The organism is Streptomyces pseudovenezuelae (assembly GCF_001513955.1).
In the GTDB taxonomy this organism is placed as follows: Bacteria; Actinomycetota; Actinomycetes; order Streptomycetales; family Streptomycetaceae; genus Streptomyces; species Streptomyces pseudovenezuelae.
The window spans coordinates 296,895-314,869 of the sequence record NZ_KQ948149.1 but is presented as its reverse complement, the minus strand read 5'-3'; the positions used below and the strand labels follow the sequence as shown (position 1 = coordinate 314,869).

The 17,975-nt window shown below is 73.7% G+C and carries 11 protein-coding genes; 4 read left to right on the top strand and 7 right to left on the bottom strand.

What is annotated here, in order from left to right; genetic code table 11:
- Positions 1 to 53 precede the first annotated feature (53 nt).
- From AQI94_RS25695 to AQI94_RS25665, 7 genes are all read right to left on the bottom strand, one after another.
- On the bottom strand, positions 54 to 1,532 hold the full coding sequence (locus AQI94_RS25695) for a glycoside hydrolase family 3 N-terminal domain-containing protein (RefSeq protein ID WP_031052226.1): 1,479 nt from the start codon (positions 1,530 to 1,532) through the stop codon (positions 54 to 56).
- A gap of 56 nt (positions 1,533 to 1,588) precedes the next feature.
- Positions 1,589 to 1,837, bottom strand: a complete 249-nt coding sequence (locus tag AQI94_RS25690; protein WP_031052224.1) for a hypothetical protein — start codon at positions 1,835 to 1,837, stop codon at positions 1,589 to 1,591.
- Positions 1,838 to 1,930: 93 nt separating this feature from the next.
- Positions 1,931 to 9,745, bottom strand: coding sequence for a type I polyketide synthase (locus AQI94_RS25685; protein ID WP_062229946.1), 7,815 nt, complete (start codon positions 9,743 to 9,745; stop codon positions 1,931 to 1,933).
- A gap of 129 nt (positions 9,746 to 9,874) precedes the next feature.
- Positions 9,875 to 10,282, bottom strand: coding sequence for a peptide-methionine (R)-S-oxide reductase MsrB (gene msrB, locus AQI94_RS25680; protein WP_031045006.1), 408 nt, complete (start codon positions 10,280 to 10,282; stop codon positions 9,875 to 9,877).
- Positions 10,283 to 10,295: 13 nt separating this feature from the next.
- A complete protein-coding gene (murC, locus tag AQI94_RS25675; RefSeq protein ID WP_031045004.1) occupies positions 10,296 to 11,687 on the bottom strand; it encodes a UDP-N-acetylmuramate--L-alanine ligase in 1,392 nt (463 codons plus the stop codon).
- A 44-nt stretch (positions 11,688 to 11,731) separates the two neighbouring features.
- Positions 11,732 to 12,205, bottom strand: a complete 474-nt coding sequence (locus AQI94_RS25670) for a hypothetical protein (protein ID WP_031045003.1) — start codon at positions 12,203 to 12,205, stop codon at positions 11,732 to 11,734.
- Between the two features lie 153 nt (positions 12,206 to 12,358).
- Positions 12,359 to 13,156, bottom strand: a complete 798-nt coding sequence (locus tag AQI94_RS25665) for a pyrimidine reductase family protein (RefSeq protein ID WP_031045001.1) — start codon at positions 13,154 to 13,156, stop codon at positions 12,359 to 12,361.
- Positions 13,157 to 13,229: 73 nt separating this feature from the next.
- Between AQI94_RS25665 and zapE the strand changes: the two genes are divergently transcribed.
- The 4 genes from zapE (at position 13,230) to AQI94_RS25640 (ending at position 17,928) form a co-directional block, all read left to right on the top strand.
- Entirely contained in the window at positions 13,230 to 14,294 is a 1,065-nt protein-coding gene (zapE, locus tag AQI94_RS25660; RefSeq protein ID WP_051832185.1) for a cell division protein ZapE, read from the top strand.
- 691 nt (positions 14,295 to 14,985) lie between these two features.
- Positions 14,986 to 15,564 carry a carbonic anhydrase gene (locus AQI94_RS25650; protein ID WP_031044992.1) on the top strand — a complete coding sequence of 193 codons (579 nt, stop codon included), beginning with the start codon at positions 14,986 to 14,988 and terminating at the stop codon, positions 15,562 to 15,564.
- Positions 15,565 to 15,569: 5 nt separating this feature from the next.
- Positions 15,570 to 17,051, top strand: a complete 1,482-nt coding sequence (locus AQI94_RS25645) for a SulP family inorganic anion transporter (RefSeq protein ID WP_031044989.1) — start codon at positions 15,570 to 15,572, stop codon at positions 17,049 to 17,051.
- Between the two features lie 100 nt (positions 17,052 to 17,151).
- Positions 17,152 to 17,928, top strand: a complete 777-nt coding sequence (locus AQI94_RS25640; RefSeq protein WP_031044985.1) for a slipin family protein — start codon at positions 17,152 to 17,154, stop codon at positions 17,926 to 17,928.
- Positions 17,929 to 17,975: the final 47 nt, after the last annotated feature.

The following is a 17,975-nucleotide window of genomic DNA, read 5'->3' as shown; positions in this document are numbered from 1 at the left end:
CGGGCTGTCGGGGGCGCGGGGAACTGCGCGACCCGCCCCCGCGAACCCCGCGCTCACCGCGCAGCGCCGAGCACTTCGGCGACCGCCCGCAGGTTGACCTTCCCGCGCCCGTAGGAACACAGCGCGCCGTCCTCCGGAAGCCCCGTGGCGACCCGCACCGCCCCGGGCCTCCGGACCAGCAGCTCGTCCCGCACGCGGGCCTGCCACGGGTGCAGGCCCGCGTCGCACGTGGCCACGACCAGCGGCGCGCTCCCGGCCCTGGCCAGAATCACGTCGACGAGGGTGGAGGGATCGACCGGCTCCCCGGCCACCGCCGTCCCCGTGGCCGTCGGATCACCGGCCAGCACCTCGGTCAGCAGATCCTCCCCACCCCAGTTCAGGGCGGGATGCGGGGCCGGGAACAGGTCCACGACATGCGCCCCGGACACCGAACCCGGCGTCGCCTGCCCCCGCACGGCCCGTCGAGCCGCCTCAAGGCCGGCCTCCGCGTCCCAGGCAGTGATCTCGTCGGCCGGCGTCGCGTACCGCTCGACCAGTCGCTGCACCCGCCCCGCCGCCTCCCGGACCCGTTCCTCGCCCAGCACCCCGTCCCGCAAGGCCTCCAGCACCGCGTCCCGGCACTCCAGGGTGACCTCCAGATCCGGCACGGCGACGATGACCTGGTCGGCACCGGCGGCGAGCGCGATCCGCGCCCCGGCCGCCTCCCCGTACCGGTCGGCGATCGCCTTCATCTCCAGCGCGTCGCTGACCAGCACCCCGTCGAACTCGAACTCGTGGCGCAGCAGGTCCCCGAGGATGCGCCGGCTGAGCGTGGCCGGCCGATTGGGGTCCAGTGCCGGGAAGACGACGTGCGCGCTCATGAGCATCGGCACGCCCGCGGCGATCGCGGCCCGGAAGGGGGCGAGGTCGAGTTCGTCGTACGGCCGCGGGTCGACGGCGAGCTCGTGGTGGCTGTCGGTGAGCGTGCCGCCGTGGCCCGGGAAGTGCTTGGCGCAGGAGGCGATGCCGCGGGCCTCGGTGGCCGTGATCCAGGCGCCGAGGTGGCGGGAGACCAGCGCGCTGTCCTCGCCGAAGGCCCGTGTGCGCACGATCGGGTTGCCGGCCTGTCGCTGGACGTCGGCGACGGGGGCGTAGGAGGCGGTGATGCCGAGGGTGGCCAGGTGCCCCGCGAGGGCGTCGGCGCAGCGGGCGGTGAGGTCCGGGTCGTCGACGACACCGAGGGCGTAGGAGCCGGGGACCTCCGGGGCGCCCGCGGCGACGAGGTGCCCGATGCCGCCGCCCTCGTTGTCGATGGCGACCAGCAGATCGGGGCGCAGGGCCCGCAGGGTGTCGGTGAGCCGGCGCACCTGTTCCGCGTCCCGCACGTTGCGGGTGAACAGGATGACCCCGCCGAGACCGCGGTCGATGAGCCGCTTCAGGGTGTCGGGGACGGCCGTGGTGCCTTCGAACCCGGCGACGAGACAGCGGTGGGCGGCCTCGTCGAGGTCGACGGGGAGGGCGGTGCGGGCGGACGGGCGCTCGGAGTGGGTCACCCCCGGAATCCTCTGGCTCGCTCAGCCGAAAGTCAACATACCAGTGGTTCTGCCATTCATCCCCGCCGCTCTCCTCCTGCCGCCCTCCCCCCGCTGCCCCTGGCGGCGGGCGCGGTCTCGGCCGGCGGGCCGCCGTAGCGCGCCTGCTCCTGGAGGTCGCTGCCGGTCCGGACGGTCTCGCCCACGACCCGCGTGGACAGCAGCGGGTCGGTCCGGTCGTCCGAAGCGGCCAACCGGCCCATCGTGCCGTCCAGTTCGGCCGCCGCGGCACTCCCCCGGTCCCCGAGCCGCTCCGGTCCCGGCACCGCCGTGTCGCCGTGTCGCCGGGACCAGGCCGCCCGCCGGCTCGGCGAAGGCCGCCGCGGCCGATCGTCCGGCCGGCCCCCCGCCGACGGCGATCAGGTCGTACTCGGGGTCAGCCAGGCCCGGATCGCCGCGGCCGTGGAGTCGGCGTCCTGGTGGACGACGGAGTAGTGGTCGCCGGGGACGTCCGCGATGTCGTGGGGCAACGGCCAGTGCGGCAGCCAGTCCCCGTCGGGGTCGCTCCGCCGCATCTCGGCGGTCGGCCGGCCGCGCAGCAGCAGCGTCGGCACGGGCGGGGGTCCGGGGGCCGGCTCGGGATGCCATCCCTCCAGCACGCGCGCGTAGCCACCGCCCGCGATCAGCAGCGAGTCGTCGAACTCCGCGACCACGTCCTCCGGCAGGGCTGCACCGGCGGCCATCAGGGCGAGTGCGCGTGCGTCCCCGCGCTGGAGCAGGCCCGCGTGGGAGTCGACCAGGACGACACCGGCCGGCGGCTCTCCGGCGCTCGCGAGACGGCGTGCCACCTCGTGGGCGATCACTCCGCCGGCGCAGTAGCCGACCAGGACGACCGGGCCGCCGCGGGCGAGCTCGCGCACCGTGTCGGCGTGCGCCAGGGCCAGGGTCTCCATCGAGTCCGGCACCGCCCTGCGGGAACCGAGTCCTGGGTGCTCCAGCAGGTGGACGTCCCGCTCCCCGGCGAACCGTTCGGCCAGGCCGGTGGGGACCCGGTGGAAGGGTGCCAGGTAGTCGGGGAGGTAGGCGAGCGCCGCGCCCCTTCCGCCCCGGGCGAGCTGGACGGGTTCGACGGTGTGCCGGGCCCGGTCGGCCGTGGTGAAGGACGGCAGGGCGTACGAGGCGACGTACCGCAGGGTCATCGCCTCCAGCGGGCCCCGCTCGCGCAGTACGCGGTGGTAGAGGGTGCTGAACGGGTAAGCGGGCGGCGGCGCTTGAGCCGGGAGTTCCGTGGCCGGGGCCCCTGGGGTGTCCTGGGTGTCCGGGGTCCCCGGGGTGTCCGTCGGCCCCGGAAACGCACCCCCCTCGTCCAACGCGGCGAGCAGGTGCTCCGACAGCCCTTCCAGGGTGGGGTGTTCGAGGACGACCGCAGGCGCCAGCCGGACCCGGGTGAACGCGCTGAGCCGGTTGCGGAACTGAAGGGCCGTCAGCGAGTCGAAGCCGAGCTGTCCGAACTCGCGGTCGGCGGGGAAGGAGTCCGCGTCCGGGAAGCCCAGCACGGCCGCCAGTTCGGCGCGGAGCAGACCGGCCAGCACACCCGCGCGGTCGGCCTCGGGAGCGGCGGCGAGTTGCTCGCGCCAGGCACCGGGGGCCTGCCCGGCCGGCGGTGCCGCGGCGGCCGGGGCCGACCGCGCCGGACGCAGGTCCGCGAGCAGCGGCAGGGGCGAGCCGCTCAGCGTGGCGCGGGCGAACGGGACGGGCACCAGCACCGGTGCCGCCGTGCGCAGCGCGCAGTCCAGCAGTCCGACGCCCGCCCACTCGGTGATCGCGGGCACGTCGTCCTCGGCCGGCGGGTGCGGCGCCACCCGGCCCGCCATGCCGTCGTGGTGCGCGGTGGTCCAGGGGCCCCAGGCGAGCGACCGGGCGGGCAGCCCACGGGCGGCCCGGTACGCGGCGAGCGCGTCGAGGAAGCCGTTGGCGGCCGCGTAGTTGGACTGCCCCGGCCTGCCCAGCACCCCGGCGGCCGAGGAGTACAGCACGAACGCGGCCAGGTCCAGTCCCGCGGTCGCCTCGTGGAGGTACCAGGCGGCGTCCGCCTTGGGCGCCAGCACGTCGGCCACCCGCTCCGGCGTCATGCCGTCCACCACCCCGTCGGCCACCACTCCGGCGAGATGGAACACGCCGGTCAGGGGCGGCCGGCAGGACCCGACCAGCGCCTCGACGGCGGACCGGTCGCTCACGTCACAGGCCACCACCCGTACGTCCGCGTCCAGTTCGGCCGCCCAGTCGGGTGTACGGCCGCCTCGGCTCGCCAACAGCAGGTGCCGGGCTCCGCGTTCGGCCACCAGGTACCGCGCGAGGCTCGCACCGAGCGCTCCGGTGCCGCCGGTGATGAGCACGGTGCCGTCGGGGTCGAGGGCGGGCGGCGCGGCATGCGCGGGTTCCGCGGTGACCAGCCTGGGCACCAGGACCGTGCCGTCATGCAGGGCGAGTTGGGGTTCGCCGGTGCGCAGCGCCGCGTCCCGTGCGGCGGGCGTGAGGGTGCCGCCGCGCAGGTCGACCTGCACGATCCGGCCGGGGTGCTCGGACTGGGCGCTGCGCACGAACCCGGCCACCGCGGCCTGTGCCGGGTCCGGGTCGTCCCCGGTGGCGTGGTGGGTGAGCACCAGCAGACGGCCCGCACGGGTGCCGGCGACCCGTTCGCGCACCCGGGCGAGGACGGCCGTGACGAGGTCCCGGGCCCGGCCCGGCATGTCCTCGCGGGCCCGGCTCGACAGGTGTGCCGTATCGAGGAGTTCGTGCCCGGTGTCGGCGTGCCCGGTCTCCGTGGCGGGCCGCCAGGCCACCCGGTACAGCTCTGTCGGCCGGACCTTCGTCACCCGGGTGACGAGGGAATCGACGGTGGCCAGCGGCCGCCCGTCCCCTCCGGTCAGCGTCACCCGTGCCTCGTCGGCCCCGAGCCGCTCCAGACGGACCCGCGCGGCGGTGGCGCCGGTCGCGTGCAGGGTCACGCCGGTGCAGGCGAGCGGGATCCGTGTCTCGCCGGGTCCCTCGGCCAGCAGGGCGGCGTGCAGTGCGGCGTCGAACAGCGCGGGGTGCAGGGTGTACGAGCCGGCCTCCGCCGCCTCCGGAGACCGCAGCGCCACCTCGGCGAAGGTCTCGGCACCGCGCCGCCAGAGCCGGGTGACCGCGCGGAAGGCCGGCCCGTAGTGGTGTCCGTACGCGGCGAGCCGCTGATAGTCGACAGCGACCTCCTCGGCGCCGACGGGTGGCCATGACATGTCCTGGGCGGCCGCGGGAGGTGTGCCGCCGGGGGCGACCGACGCTCCGGCATGGCGCGTCCAGGTCCCGCCCGTCCGCGCCCACACGGTGACCGGACGGTTCCCCTCCTGGTCCGGGGCGTCCGCGACCACCTGGATCCGCAGCTGGTCCGACGCGGGCAGCGCCAGCGGCTCGTGGAGGACCAGCTCGGACAGCCGCAGCGGTCCCCGCGTCACGTCCGCCCCCGCCGCCCGGAAGGCCAGCTCGGCGAAGACCGTCGCGGGCACCAGCACCCGGTCGCCGATCACATGGTCCGCGAGCCAGGGCTGCCGCGCGGTGGACAGCACCCCGCTGTACCGGGTCCCGGGCCCGTCGGCGTCCGGCTGCGCCTCGCCGACCAGCGTCCTGGCGGCACGGCCGCCCTGGTCACGGACGTCGAGCCAGTAGCGCTGCCGCTGGAAGGGGTAGGTCGGCAACGGCCGGCGCCGGGCGCCGGTTCCCGCGTACACGGACCGCCAGTCGACCGGTACTCCGTGGACGTGCAGCTCCGCCAGGGCCACGGCTGTGTCGGCACCGGACGTGAACAGGGCTGCGGAGTCCGGCTCGACGCACTCCTCGGCCGCCGCGGTCAACGCCGCCGAGGGCCCGGCCTCCACGTACGCCGTCACCCCCGCCCGGTCCAGCCAGTGCAGCGCGTCGGCGAACAGGACGGTCTCCCGCGCCTGCCGCACCCAGTACTCGGCGGTCCGGATCGCGTCCGGCTCCGGGCGGCCGGTCAGCGTCGACACCACCGGCACGGTGGGCCGGTGGTAGGTGACCGACTCCGCGACCTCCCGGAACCGGTCCAGCATCGGGTCGAGCAGCGGCGAGTGGAAGGCGTGGCTGACCTTCAACCGGGTCGCCGTACGCCCGAGTCGGGCGGCCAGCGCGGACACCGCCTCCTCGTCGCCGGACAGCACCACGGACTCGGGTCCGTTGACGGCGGCGACGGCGACCCGCGCGCCGGGCTCCTCGTCGAGCTGTTTCACCACGTCCGCCGGTGCCGCCCGTACGGCGAACATGGCTCCGTCCGCGGGTAGTTCGGCCATCAGTCGGCCACGCGCGGCCACCAGCCGTACCGCGTCGGCCCGCGAGAACACGCCCGCGATGTGCGCGGCGGCCAGTTCGCCGATCGAGTGGCCGACGACGAAGTCGGGGCGCACTCCGCAGTCGGCGAGGAGGGCGTGCAGCGCGACCTCGTAGGCGAACAGGGCGGGTTGGGCGTAGTCGGTGCGGTGCAGGAGGTCGCCGTCGGGGTCGTCGATCACCTCGCGCAGGGGCCGGTCGAGCAACGGGGTGAAGGCGTCGCACAGTTCACCGAAGACGGTGGCGAAAGCGGGGAAGCGGGCCGCCTGTTCACGGCCCATGCCGGTGCGCTGGGCGCCCTGGCCCGTGCAGAGCAGCGCCACCTTGGTGGTGCCGCGCGCGGTGCCCCTGCGCAGTGCGGGGCTGTCCGCGCCCTCGGCCAACTCCCTTAATCCGGCGAGGAGTTTGTCGGTGTCGGTGGCCAGCACGGCGGCCCGGCGCTGGAGCGGGGCGCGGGTCGTCGCGAGCGAGTAGGCGACGTCCAGGGCGGCCTCCGCCCCGTCGGCGTCGGCCAGCGCGGCCGCCAGCTCCCGGGCGTGGGCGCGGAGTCCGGCCTCGTCGCTGCCGCCGACGAGCCAGCAGGTGACGGTGCCCGGGCCGGAGTGGACGTGCCGCGATTCCGGCCCGGCCTCCTCGGCCTTCCCCGGCTCCTCGATGATCACGTGCGCGTTGGTCCCGCCGATCCCGAACGACGAGACCGCCGCCCGGCGCGGCCGGTCGCGTTCCGGCCAGGGCCGGGCCCGGTCCAGCAGCCGTACCGCCCCGTCGGACCAGTCGACGTGCGACGAGGGCTGTTCCGCGTACAGCGACCTGGGCAGTTCGCCGTGGCGCATCGCCTCGATCATCTTGATGACGCCGCCCACCCCGGCCGCGGCCTGGGTGTGCCCGAGGTTCGACTTGAGCGAGCCGAGCCACACCGGGTCCTCGGGGTCGCGGCCCCGGCCGTACGTGGCCAGCAGGGCGCCCGCCTCGATCGGGTCGCCGAGCGCGGTCCCGGTGCCGTGGCCCTCCACGACGTCGACGTCGGCCGTGTCCAGTCCGGCGTCGGCCAGGGCCAGCCGGATCAGCTCACGTTGGGCCTGGCCGCTCGGGGCGGTGAGGCCGTTGGACGCGCCGTCCTGGTTCACGGCGGAGCCGCGCAGCACGGCCAGGACCGGATGGCCGTTGCGCCGGGCGTCCGACAGCTTCTCCAGCAGCACCAGGCCGACACCCTCGGCCCAGGCGGTGCCGTCGGCGCCGTCCGCGAAGGACCGGCAGCGGCCGTCCGCCGACAGCCCGCGCTGCCGGCTGAACGCCACGAACGGCTTCGGACTGGCCAGCACGGTCACCCCGCCGGCCAGCGCGAGGGTGCACTCGCCCGCGCGCAGGGCGGCGGCGGCCAGGTCCATGGTGACGAGGGAGGACGAGCAGGCCGTGTCGACAGTCAGGGCGGGACCGCGCAGGCCCAGCACGTAGGAGATCCGCCCGGAGGCCACGCTGCCCGCCGACCCGACGCCGATGTGCGACTCCAGCGCGTGCGCCTCGGCGTCGGCGCCGTATCCGCCGTGCATCAGGCCGACGTAGACTCCGGTGGCGCTGCCGCGCAGCGCGGGCGCGGGGATGCCGGCGCGCTCCAGCGTCTCCCAGGCGACTTCGAGCAGCAGCCGGTGCTGCGGGTCCGTGGCCGTGGCCTCGCGCGGCGAGATGCCGAAGAACAGCGGGTCGAAGTCGGCCGCGTCGGTGAGGAAGCCGCCGCGTCGGGTGTACGTCGTCCCGAGCCGGTCGGGGTCGGGGTGGTACAGGGCGTCGACGTCCCAGCCCCGGTCGGCCGGGAACTCGCCGGTGGCGTCCACGCCCTCGGACACCAGCCGCCAGAGGTCCTCGGGCGAGCGCACCCCGCCCGGGTAACGGCAGCCGGCGGCCACGATCGCGATCGGCTCGGCGGCGGGGCCGCGGCGCGGGGCGGTGGTCGCGGGGCCGCCGCCGTGCAGCCTCTCGTCCAGGTGGGCGGCGACCGCGGCGGGCGTCGGGTGGTCCCAGACCAGGGTGGCGGGCAGCCGCAGCCCGGTGCGCAGGCCGAGCCGCTGCCACAGGGTCATCGCGCCCATGGAGGTGAGACCGAGGTCGGCGAAGGCGGTGTGGGGGTCGATCGCGGCGGCGTCGGTGACGGGCGCCTCGTCACGGCCGGCCGCCGGGGTGCTCGCGGATCCGCCCGGTACCGGCGAGACGCCGGCCGCGTCCGGCTCGCCGGGACCGCCCGCCCCGGCGACGGCGGCCGTCTCCGCGCACACCAGCTCGGTCAGCATCGCCCGGCGCTCGGCCGGGGTCCGGTCGGCGAGTCCCGCGAGGGCCTCCTCGGCCGGGCGGGCGGCGAGGCCCTCCCTGAGGACCGCCCGCCGGGGCTTGCCGGCCGCGGTGCGGGGGATGGCCGGGGTGAACAGCACGTCCTCGGGGACCTTGTGCGCGGAGAGCACTTCGGCGCAGGCCCGCAGCAGCGCGCCCGTGTCGACGGCCTGTTCCTCCGGTACGACGAACGCGACCGGGACCTCGCCGAGCAGCGGATGCGGCCGCGCCACCACGGCCGCGTCCAGCACCCCGGGCAGTGCGCGCAGCACCTGCTCGACCTCGACGGGGTCGACGTTCTCCCCGCCCCGCACGATCCGGTCGTTCGCGCGCCCGGTGACGGTCAGGTAGCCGTGCTCACCGAGCCGCCCCAGGTCGCCGGTGCGGTACCAGCCCTCGCCGTCCACCCCCGCCCCGTCGCGGTAGCCCAGCATGACGCCGGGCCCGCGCACCCAGATCTCCCCCTCGGCGCCCACGACCTCCGCGCCGGTGCCGGGCTCGACGAGCCGTACCTCCATGCCGGGGAGCACGGCCCCGCTGCTGCCCGGCACCCGCGGCCCCGCCGGCGACTCCATCGCGATCTTGCCGCAGGTCTCGGTGCTGCCGTAGCCGTCGAGCAACGGCGCCCCGAACCGCGCCTCGACCCGCTCCCGCAGCTGAGGATCGCTCGGTGCCCCGGCGGTGACGCAGACCCGCAGCGAGGGCACCTCGCCCAGTCCGGCGTCCAGCAACTGCTGGTAGGTGAGCGGTACTCCGCCCAGTACGGTCGGCGCGAACTCCTCGACCAGCCGTACCAGCGCGGCCGGTTCCCGCACCGCGGTGATCCGCGCGCTGCCGCCCGCCACGGTCGTGCCGAGGACGCAGAGCGAGTGGGCGTAGGTGTGCGCCAGCGGCAACGGCCACAGCAGCCGGTCGTCCGCCGAGAGGCCCAGCCGGGGCACATAGCAGGCGACCGGGGACCAGAGCGCGGACCGCTGGCTGGCGACGGCGGCCCTGGGGGTGCCCGAGGTGCCGGAGGAGTACAGCAGCCAGGCGGGCTCGTCCAGAGCGAGGTCGTCACGCGGCCCGGGTGAACGGCCGTCCGCCACGAGGTCGTCGAAGTGCACGACCCCTTCGGGCACCGGCCCCTCCCCGGTCACCACCAGTCGCGCCGACCGCTCCCCCACCACACTGGCGATCCGCGCCAACTGCCGCCGGTCGACGACCAGTACGTCCGGATCGCAGTCGGCGAGCAGCGCCGCGAGCTCGGCATGGGTGCCCCGCGGACTCAACGGGACCCCGACGGCGGCGGCCCGGACGGTGGCGAGCAGTCCCTCCACCAACTCGACGCTGTTGTCGAGACAGAACGCCACCCTGGCACCCCGCCGCACCCCGAGCGCGCCGGCCAACCGCCGTGTCCGCAGCTCCAGTTCGGCCCAGTTCACCGCCCGCCGGTCGTCGGCGAACGCGAGCTTCGCGCCGTACCGCGAGGCGTTCTCGACCAGCATCTGCGCCACGGGCCGGACCGCGGACTGTGCCCCGACGCGCATCGGGCCTCCCTCTGGATCACCGAGTCCGCACCGTATCCCGCCCGCGCGCCCGTCACCGCATCACAAAGGGGCGCCGGGCGGGCGCAGTTGGCGAAACCGGCCACCGAACTCGGCGAGGAGGCCCCGGTGTCAGCCCTCGTCCTCCGTCAACCGCAGCGAGATGCTGTTGATGCAGTACCGCTGGTCGGTCGGCGTCGGATACCCCTCGCCCTCGAACACGTGCCCGAGGTGCGAGCCGCAGCGGGCGCAGCGCACCTCCGTGCGCACCATCCCGTGCGAGCGGTCCTGGATCAGTTCGACCGCGTCGCTGTCCTTCGGGTCGTAGAAGGACGGCCAGCCGCAGTGGGACTCGAACTTCGTGGTGGAGGTGAAGAGTTCGGCACCGCAGGCGCGACAGGAGTACACGCCGGTGGTCTTGGTGTTGGTGTACTCACCGGTGAAGGCGGGTTCCGTGCCGGCCTGGCGGAGTACGGCGTACTCGGCCGGGGTCAGCTCCGCACGCCACTGCTCGTCCGGCTTGTCGACGTCGTACGACATGAAGCTCAGCCCCTTACTTCGCGAGACGGTCCAGGATCAGCGGGCCGAGGTCCGTCACGTCACCCGCGCCCATGGTGAGAACGAGATCACCGGCCTTCGCCATTCCCGCGACCTGCTCGGGCACGTCCGCCTTGTCGGGGACCGGTGTCACGTCCGCGCCCGCGGCCCGCGCCGCCTCGATGATCAGCTCGCTCGTGACCCCGGGGATCGGGTCCTCGCGGGCCGGGTAGATCTCCAGGACCAGTGACCCGTCCGCGAGCGCGAGGGCCTCGCCCATCTCCTTGCCGAGTTCCTGCGTCCGCGAGAACAGATGGGGCTGGAAGACGACGAGGATGCGGGCGTCACCGGCGGCCGCGCGCATGGCCTCCAGGTCCGCGGTCATCTCGGTGGGGTGGTGGGCGTAGGAGTCGATGACCTGCACCCCGGCGGCCTCGCCCTTGAGCTGGAGGCGCCGCTTGACGCCGGTGTACGCGCCGAGGGCCGGCGCCAGGTCGGCGGCGGGGATCCCGAGGGCCACCCCGGCGGCGAGGGCGGCCACCGCGTTGTGCGCGTAGTGGCGGCCGGGCACGGAGACGGTGAAGGTGAGCGGGGAGCCGTCCAGCTCGACGGTGACCTCGCTCTTGAGGCCCTGCGGGACGACCGAGAGCACCCGTACGTCGGCGTCCTCGGCGTCGCCGTACGTCACCACGCGCACGCCCGTCGTCGTGACGCGGCGGGTCAGCTCCCGCGCTCCCTCGTGGTCCGCGTTGACGACCAGCGTGCCGCCCTTGGCGACGCGGTCCACGAAGGTCTCGAAGGACTCGTAGATCTCGTCCATCGACGCGTAGTTGGCGTGGTGGTCGAGCTCGACGTTGAGGACGATCGCGACCTCGGGGGCGTACTTGTGGAAGCTGCGGTCCGATTCGTCCGCCTCGGCGACGAAGATCTCGCCCTCGCCGTGCAGCGCGTTGGAGCCGGGGGCGTCCAGGTCGCCGCCGATCGCGTACGAGGGCTTCAGGCCCAGCTCGGACAGGGAGACCGCGAGCATCGAGGTCGTGGTCGTCTTGCCGTGGGTGCCCGCGACCGCGATCGGCCGCAGGCCGTCCATCAGCGAGGCGAGGGCGTCGGACCGGTGCACGACGGGGATGCCGAGCTCGGCGGCGCGGGCCAGCTCGGGGTTGTCGGCCCGGATCGCCGACGAGACGACGACACAGGTGGCGTCACTCGCCAGGTGCTCGGCCGTGTGCCCGATGTGCACGGTCGCGCCGAGCGCGCGCAGCGCCTCGGCGGTCGCCGACTCCTTGGCGTCACTGCCGGCCACCTTCGCCCCGCGCTGCGCGAGGATCTTCGCGATGCCCGACATCCCGGCCCCACCGATCCCGATGAAGTGCGGTCGGTCCATGGCGGTAGGAAGGCCGGGTGCCATGCGTGTGTCTCCCCAAAGTGGTGCGGTACGGATGCGGGATCAGCCTATGCCTTGCTGTGCGAGAACAGCTTCAGCACCGGGACGCCCACCTTGTGACGGGCCCGGGACGCCCAGTCGCGGTGGAAGAACTCCTCCACGTAGTGGGGGTCGGTCAGCACGATCACCTCGTCCGCGCCGATCTCGCCGACCAGGGCCTTGAGCGCGTCCAGGGGGTGGTCCTCGATGAGCCGCCCCTCCGCCTCGCTCCCGGAGGCCCTGAGCGCCTGCAGGGACACCTCAAGGGCCCGCTCCCCCACGCCCTTGGCGTCCTCGCCCTCGGGCGTCTCGCGCTCCCGGACGGCCTCGTCCAGCTCGCCCAGCGCCACGTCGTCGATGGCCCGCAGCAGCCGGTCGGCCTGGTCCCCCCGCGGCTGGAGGAGCACATGGAACGCGACCGCCTCGTCGCCGTGCAAAGTGGTGACGAACTCCACGTCGGCGGACGTCAGGGCCTTCTCGATCATCAAAACGCTTGTGAACACCGGGCGTCCCCTTCTCTGCTCGCTGCGGAAACCATCCTGCCCCGTGATCGCACGGGTACTGCCGGATTCAGTGTGCCCGCCGGAAACTAAACGGAACGACAGATTCCGCCGATGTCGGCCTCAGCGGTACCGATCGAACCCCCGTCCGGGCGGTCAGTGCCTGCGATACCTGCTGAAGAGGAATCCGTCCTCCTCCAGCAGGGAGTCCAGTGCGAACCGCGCCGGTACGGCCACCGACGGCCCCCCGGCGATCCGCTGCGCGTCGCCCGCGGTGAGCATCGGCGACACGGTCAGACAGAGCTCGTCGAGCACTCCGGCGGCCACCAGCTGCCCGAGCAGCCTCGGGCCGCCCTCGGTCAGCAGCCGGGTGTGTCCCAGTTCGGCGAGCGCCCGTACGGCCCGGGCGGGGTCCACGCCGACACCGTCCCCGGCGATCACCACCCGCGCGCCCGCCTTCTCGGCCGCGGCGATCCGGTCCGGGGCCGCCGCGGCGCCGGTGAGGATCAGCGTGGGCACCAGGGGCGAGGTGTAGAGCGGGAGCGAGAAGTCCAGGTCCAGGCTCGCGGTGACCACCGCGATCGCCGGGACCGGCCCCTGCCCGGCCGCCTCCCGCATCGCCGCGAACTCGTCCCGCACCCGTGCCGGCCGGTACCCCTCCTGCCGGACCGTTTCCGCACCGGCGATCACGACGTCCGCCAGGGCCCGCAGCGTCCCGAAGATCCGCATGTCGGTCGCGGTGGAGATGGGCTGCGACCGGCCGTCGTGCTGGGCTGCCCCGTCCAGCGTGGAGACCATGTTGGCGCGCAGCCACACCCCGGGGGTCCCGGGTCCGGGACCGAGCTCGGGGTACGCGTAGGCGGCGGCCAGCTCGTCGAGGCTCCAGTCATGACCGTTCCCCCCCTCGGGGCTCCGGATCGCTGTCTCGTCGGTCACAGGGAACAGGCGTCGCATGTCGTGCAGTGTGGCACGGCGCTTAGCATGGTGAACCGTGTCTACTTCCCCTGCCGCGTCCGGGTCCGGTTCGATGACCGACACCGCCCCGCCCTCCCTGTGCGACCGTGCGCCGCACGTCCCCGCGGACCGGCTGGTCGCCGAGATGGTGCCGCCGCCGCGGTTCGACTCGGTGCGTTTCGACACGTACATCCCGGACCCGAACCAGCCGAGCCAGACCGAGGCCGTCCGGGTCCTTGAGGGCTTCACGGCGGGCCTCGGCGGCGCGCACGCGGTCGGCGGCGGCAGGCGCGGCTTCCTCGGGTTCGGCAGGGCCAGGGCGCCGAAGACCCCGGCGGGCCCCCGCGGCGTCTACCTCGACGGCGGCTACGGCGTCGGCAAGACCCACCTGCTGGCCTCCCTCTGGCACGCCACACCCGCCGAACCCTCCCTCAAGGCCTTCGGCACCTTCGTCGAGCTGACCAACCTGGTCGGCGCCCTCGGCTTCCAGAAGACGGTCCAGACGCTCTCCGGGCACCGCCTCCTGTGCATCGACGAGTTCGAGCTGGACGACCCGGGCGACACCGTCCTGGTCTCCACCCTGCTCGGCAAGCTGGTGGACGCGGGTGTGGCGCTCGCCGCCACCTCCAACACCCTGCCGGGCAAGCTCGGCGAGGGCCGGTTCGCGGCCGTCGACTTCCTGCGCGAGATCCAGGGCCTGTCGGCGCACTTCCGTCCGCTGCGCATCGACGGCGAGGACTACCGCCACCGCGGGCTGCCCGAGGCCCCCGCGCCGTTCACCGACGAGCAGGTCACCAGGGCGGCGCACGCCACCGAGGGCGCCTCGCTCGACGACTTCCCGAGCCTGCTGGCGCACCTCGCCCGGGTCCACCCCAGCCGGTACGGCGCCCTGACCGACGGCCTCGCGGCGGTCTGCCTCACCGACGTGCAGCCGGTGCCGGACCAGTCGACGGCGCTTCGGCTCGTGGTGCTCGCCGACCGGCTCTACGACCGCGAGGTCCCGGTACTGGCCTCCGGACTGCCCTTCGACCGCCTCTTCAGCGAGGAGATGCTGAACGGCGGCTACCGCAAGAAGTACTTCCGCGCGATATCCCGGCTGACCGCGCTGGCACGCGACGCCAAGGGCCTGGTCGCTTAATCACAGCGAAACCTCGCACGTCAAGGGCCAGTTCGCGTCAGCGACCCGGCACGCTTCAGCCTCTCTTCAGCCGGAAACGTTAAGTTAACCCAGCAAACAACTTTGCCGAGCTAAGGTGTTTCTTGACCACTCGTTGACCAACGTTTGGTCTGGACTAGAAGTGTGGACTGCCGAGAGGGGGGCGCATGTTCCGAGGTAGGACGGTACGGACCGTGGTAGCGGTTCTCACCGCCGTGCTTCTGGCGCTCCCGTTCTTCGCCTCCACCGAGGGATTCGCAACCGCGCACACAGGCCGTAAAGCTGAGGCCAAAGCTCAGACCGGAAGCAAGCTCCCCGGCACGGCGTCCCGTGCCGAGACCTCCGGCAAGCGCCACTGCAACCACCTCGGGGACCCGACCGGTCCCCTGCGCACCCGCGACCGGCACCGCGCCGTCGACTTCGCCCCCGAGGGGCCCGAGCGCCCCCTGTCGGCCGAGCAGCCGGCCGCCGCGCCCGAGCGGGTCGCATCAGGCGAGTTCCCCCTGTCGAGACCCTCGACAGCCCACGCTCCGGCGGCACTTCAAGTTTTCCGCTGCTGACAGCAGAGCAGTCCCCCACCTCTGTTCCCCCACCTGTCATGTCAACCGACGCGCCCTTCGGCGCGCCTGGTAAGCCCGACGCGCCCCCACGGCGCGCCAGGAGGAGTCACCACATGCAGCCCCTCATCGACAACGCCCGTACGTTCGGACAGCGCCCTGAGGAGTTCGCCAAGCTGGCCGAAGGCCAGTCCCCCCAGGTTCTGTTCATCACCTGCTCGGACTCCAGGGTCGTCCCGGCCCTGATCACGGGCGCCCGTCCGGGCGAGCTCTTCGAGCTGCGCACCGCGGGCAACATCGTTCCCCCCTACGCCTCGCAGCACCCCACCAGCGAGGCGGCCACCATCGAGTACGCCGTGGAGGTGCTGGGCGTCCGCGACATCGTGGTCTGCGGGCACTCGCACTGCGGCGCCGTCGGCGCCCTGGTCCGCGGCGACGACCTGGACGCCGTCCCGGCGGTGCGCGACTGGCTCAACCACGCCACCCCGCGCCCGGCCGGCACCGTCGAGGACCCGGAGGTGGCCGAGGGCGTGCAGAGCCACGTCCTGGCCCAGGTGCTGCGCCTGCGGTCGTACCCGTTCATCGACAAGAAGCTCGCGGAGGACCAACTGACCCTGCACGCCTGGTACTACGAGGTGCACACGGGCGCGGTGCGCGTCCACCGCGCCGAGACCGACGCGTTCGAGGGTCTGTGATCGGCATGATGACCAAATACCCTCACCTGCGGCAGGACTTCGCCGCCTCCCTGGTCGTCTTCCTGGTCGCGCTCCCGCTCTGCGTGGGCGTGGCCGTCGCCTCCGGTGTCCCGGCGGAGCTCGGTCTGATCACCGGCATAGTCGGCGGCATCGTCACCGGTCTGATGCGAGGCAGCAGCCTCCAGGTCTCCGGGCCCGCGGCCGGCCTGACCGTCCTCGTCTTCGAGGCGGTGAACGAGTTCGGGCTGCCCGCGCTCGGAGTGATCGTGCTGGCCGCCGGACTGATCCAGCTCGCCATGGGCGCCCTGAAGCTGGGCCGCTGGTTCCGGGCGATATCCGTCTCGGTCGTCGAGGGCATGCTGGCCGGTATCGGCCTCGTGATCATCGCGGGCCAGCTGTACTCGGCGGCCGGCCTGAAGGCCCCCTCCTCCGGGCTCGACAAGATCCTGGGCCTGCCCGGCGCCGCCGTCGACGCGCTCGGCAGCACCACGGCCCTCGCCTCGCTCGCCGTCGGCGCGGGCACGATCGCGGTGCTCGTGCTGTGGAAGAAGCTGCCGAAGAAGGCACAGACCGTGCCCGGCGCGCTCGCCGCGGTCCTGCTGGCCACCCTGGTCACCCAGGCCTTCGGCCTGTCCATCGCCACCGTCGAGGTGAACGGCCTGCTGGCCTCCGTCCAGCCGCCCGGCATGGACGCCTTCGGAGAACTGGCCAGCCCCGCCATCTTCGGCACGATCATCGCCTTCACCCTGATCGCCTCCGCCGAGAGCCTGTTCAGCGCCGCCGCGGTGGACCGGCTGCACGACGGTCCGCGCACCGAGTACGACAAGGAGCTCATGGCCCAGGGCGTGGGCAACACGGTGTGCGGCGCGCTCGGCGCGCTGCCCATGACCGCGGTCATCGTGCGCAGCTCCGCCAATGTCCAGGCAGGCGCGAAGACCAAGGCGTCCCGGGTCCTGCACGGCGTGTGGCTGCTGCTGTTCGCGGCCCTGCTGCCCTCCACGCTGGCGCTGATCCCGCTGCCCGCGCTCGCCGGCATCCTGGTCCACGCGGGCTTCAAGCTGATCCCCTTCCGGGAGATCGTGTCGCTGTGGCGCGGCCACCGCGGCGAGGCGCTGATCCTGGTCGCCACGGCCGTCTCGATCGTCGCGGTGAACATGTTCGAGGGCGTGCTGATCGGTCTGGCCCTGTCGGTCGTCAAGACCGCCTGGGAGGCCTCGCACCTCAGGCTGGAGATCGTCGACAAGGGCGCGGGCCCGATCCAGGCGCACCTGTCGGGCAACGCGACCTTCCTCAGGCTGCCCAAGATCCTCGACAGCCTGGAGTCTTTGCCCCAGGACCGGCCCGTGGAGCTGGACCTCTCCGGTCTGCACCACCTGGACCACGCCTGCCGTACGGCCCTGGAGAACTGGGCCGAGCGGCACAGCGCGGTCGGCACGGAACCCGTGCGGGTCACGGAACCGGAGCTGGCGAAGGCCACCACCCCGTAGTGCCCTCCCGCCCGGTCCGGGGCCCGTCGTGGCCCCGGACCGGGCACCGGGCATATCGTGGCAGGAGCAGACATACGGACCTCTGGACGAGGAGGCCGGAATGCTCCAGGAACTGGTGACGGCGGCCGTGGCGGTCGGTACCGCGGGCGTCGTCTACATCGCGGCGGCGGCCCGGGTCGTCAAGCAGTACGAACGCGGGGTCGTCTTCCGCCTCGGACGCCTCGCGGGCGAGGTGCGCGATCCGGGGTTCACGGCGATCGTGCCGTTCGTGGACCGGCTGCACAAGGTGAACATGCAGATCGTCACCATGCCGGTGCCCGCCCAGGAGGGCATCACCCGGGACAACGTGACCGTGCGCGTGGACGCCGTCGTCTACTTCCGGGTCGTCGACGCGGCGAGCGCCCTGGTCAAGGTCGAGGACTACAAGTTCGCCGTCTCCCAGATGGCCCAGACCTCGCTGCGCTCGATCATCGGCAAGAGCGAGCTGGACGACCTGCTGTCCAACCGCGAGAAACTCAACGAGGGCCTGGAGCTGATGATCGACAGCCCGGCCGTCGGCTGGGGCGTGCAGGTGGACCGCGTCGAGATCAAGGACGTGTCGCTGCCGGACGCGATGAAGCGGTCGATGGCCCGGCAGGCCGAGGCCGACCGTGAGCGCCGGGCCAGGATCATCAACGCCGACGCCGAACTCCAGGCCTCGAAGAAGCTCGCCGAGGCCGCCGAGCAGATGTCCGAGCAGCCCGCCGCGCTCCAGCTCAGGCTGCTCCAGACGGTCGTGGCCGTGGCCGCCGAGAAGAACTCGACGCTCGTCCTGCCCTTCCCGGTGGAGCTGCTGCGCTTCCTGGAGCGGGCGCAGGAGCATCCGACCGGGAGCTGACGGGCGGGGACACGCTCCGCGCGTGGTTCCCGCGGGCCGACCCAGGT

What these genes read in the sequence shown, in the direction of transcription:
- AQI94_RS25685 (WP_062229946.1), bottom strand. Translation starts at nt 9,745, where the DNA reads ATGCGCGTCGGGGCACAGTCCGCGGTCCGGCCCGTGGCGCAGATGCTG.
- murC (WP_031045004.1), bottom strand. Translation starts at nt 11,687, where the DNA reads ATGGCACCCGGCCTTCCTACCGCCATGGACCGACCGCACTTCATCGGG.
- AQI94_RS25645 (WP_031044989.1), top strand. Translation starts at nt 15,570, where the DNA reads ATGATGACCAAATACCCTCACCTGCGGCAGGACTTCGCCGCCTCCCTG.
- AQI94_RS25650 (WP_031044992.1), top strand. Translation starts at nt 14,986, where the DNA reads ATGCAGCCCCTCATCGACAACGCCCGTACGTTCGGACAGCGCCCTGAG.
- AQI94_RS25640 (WP_031044985.1), top strand. Translation starts at nt 17,152, where the DNA reads ATGCTCCAGGAACTGGTGACGGCGGCCGTGGCGGTCGGTACCGCGGGC.
- msrB (WP_031045006.1), bottom strand. Translation starts at nt 10,282, where the DNA reads ATGTCGTACGACGTCGACAAGCCGGACGAGCAGTGGCGTGCGGAGCTG.
- zapE (WP_051832185.1), top strand. Translation starts at nt 13,230, where the DNA reads ATGACCGACACCGCCCCGCCCTCCCTGTGCGACCGTGCGCCGCACGTC.
- AQI94_RS25665 (WP_031045001.1), bottom strand. Translation starts at nt 13,156, where the DNA reads ATGCGACGCCTGTTCCCTGTGACCGACGAGACAGCGATCCGGAGCCCC.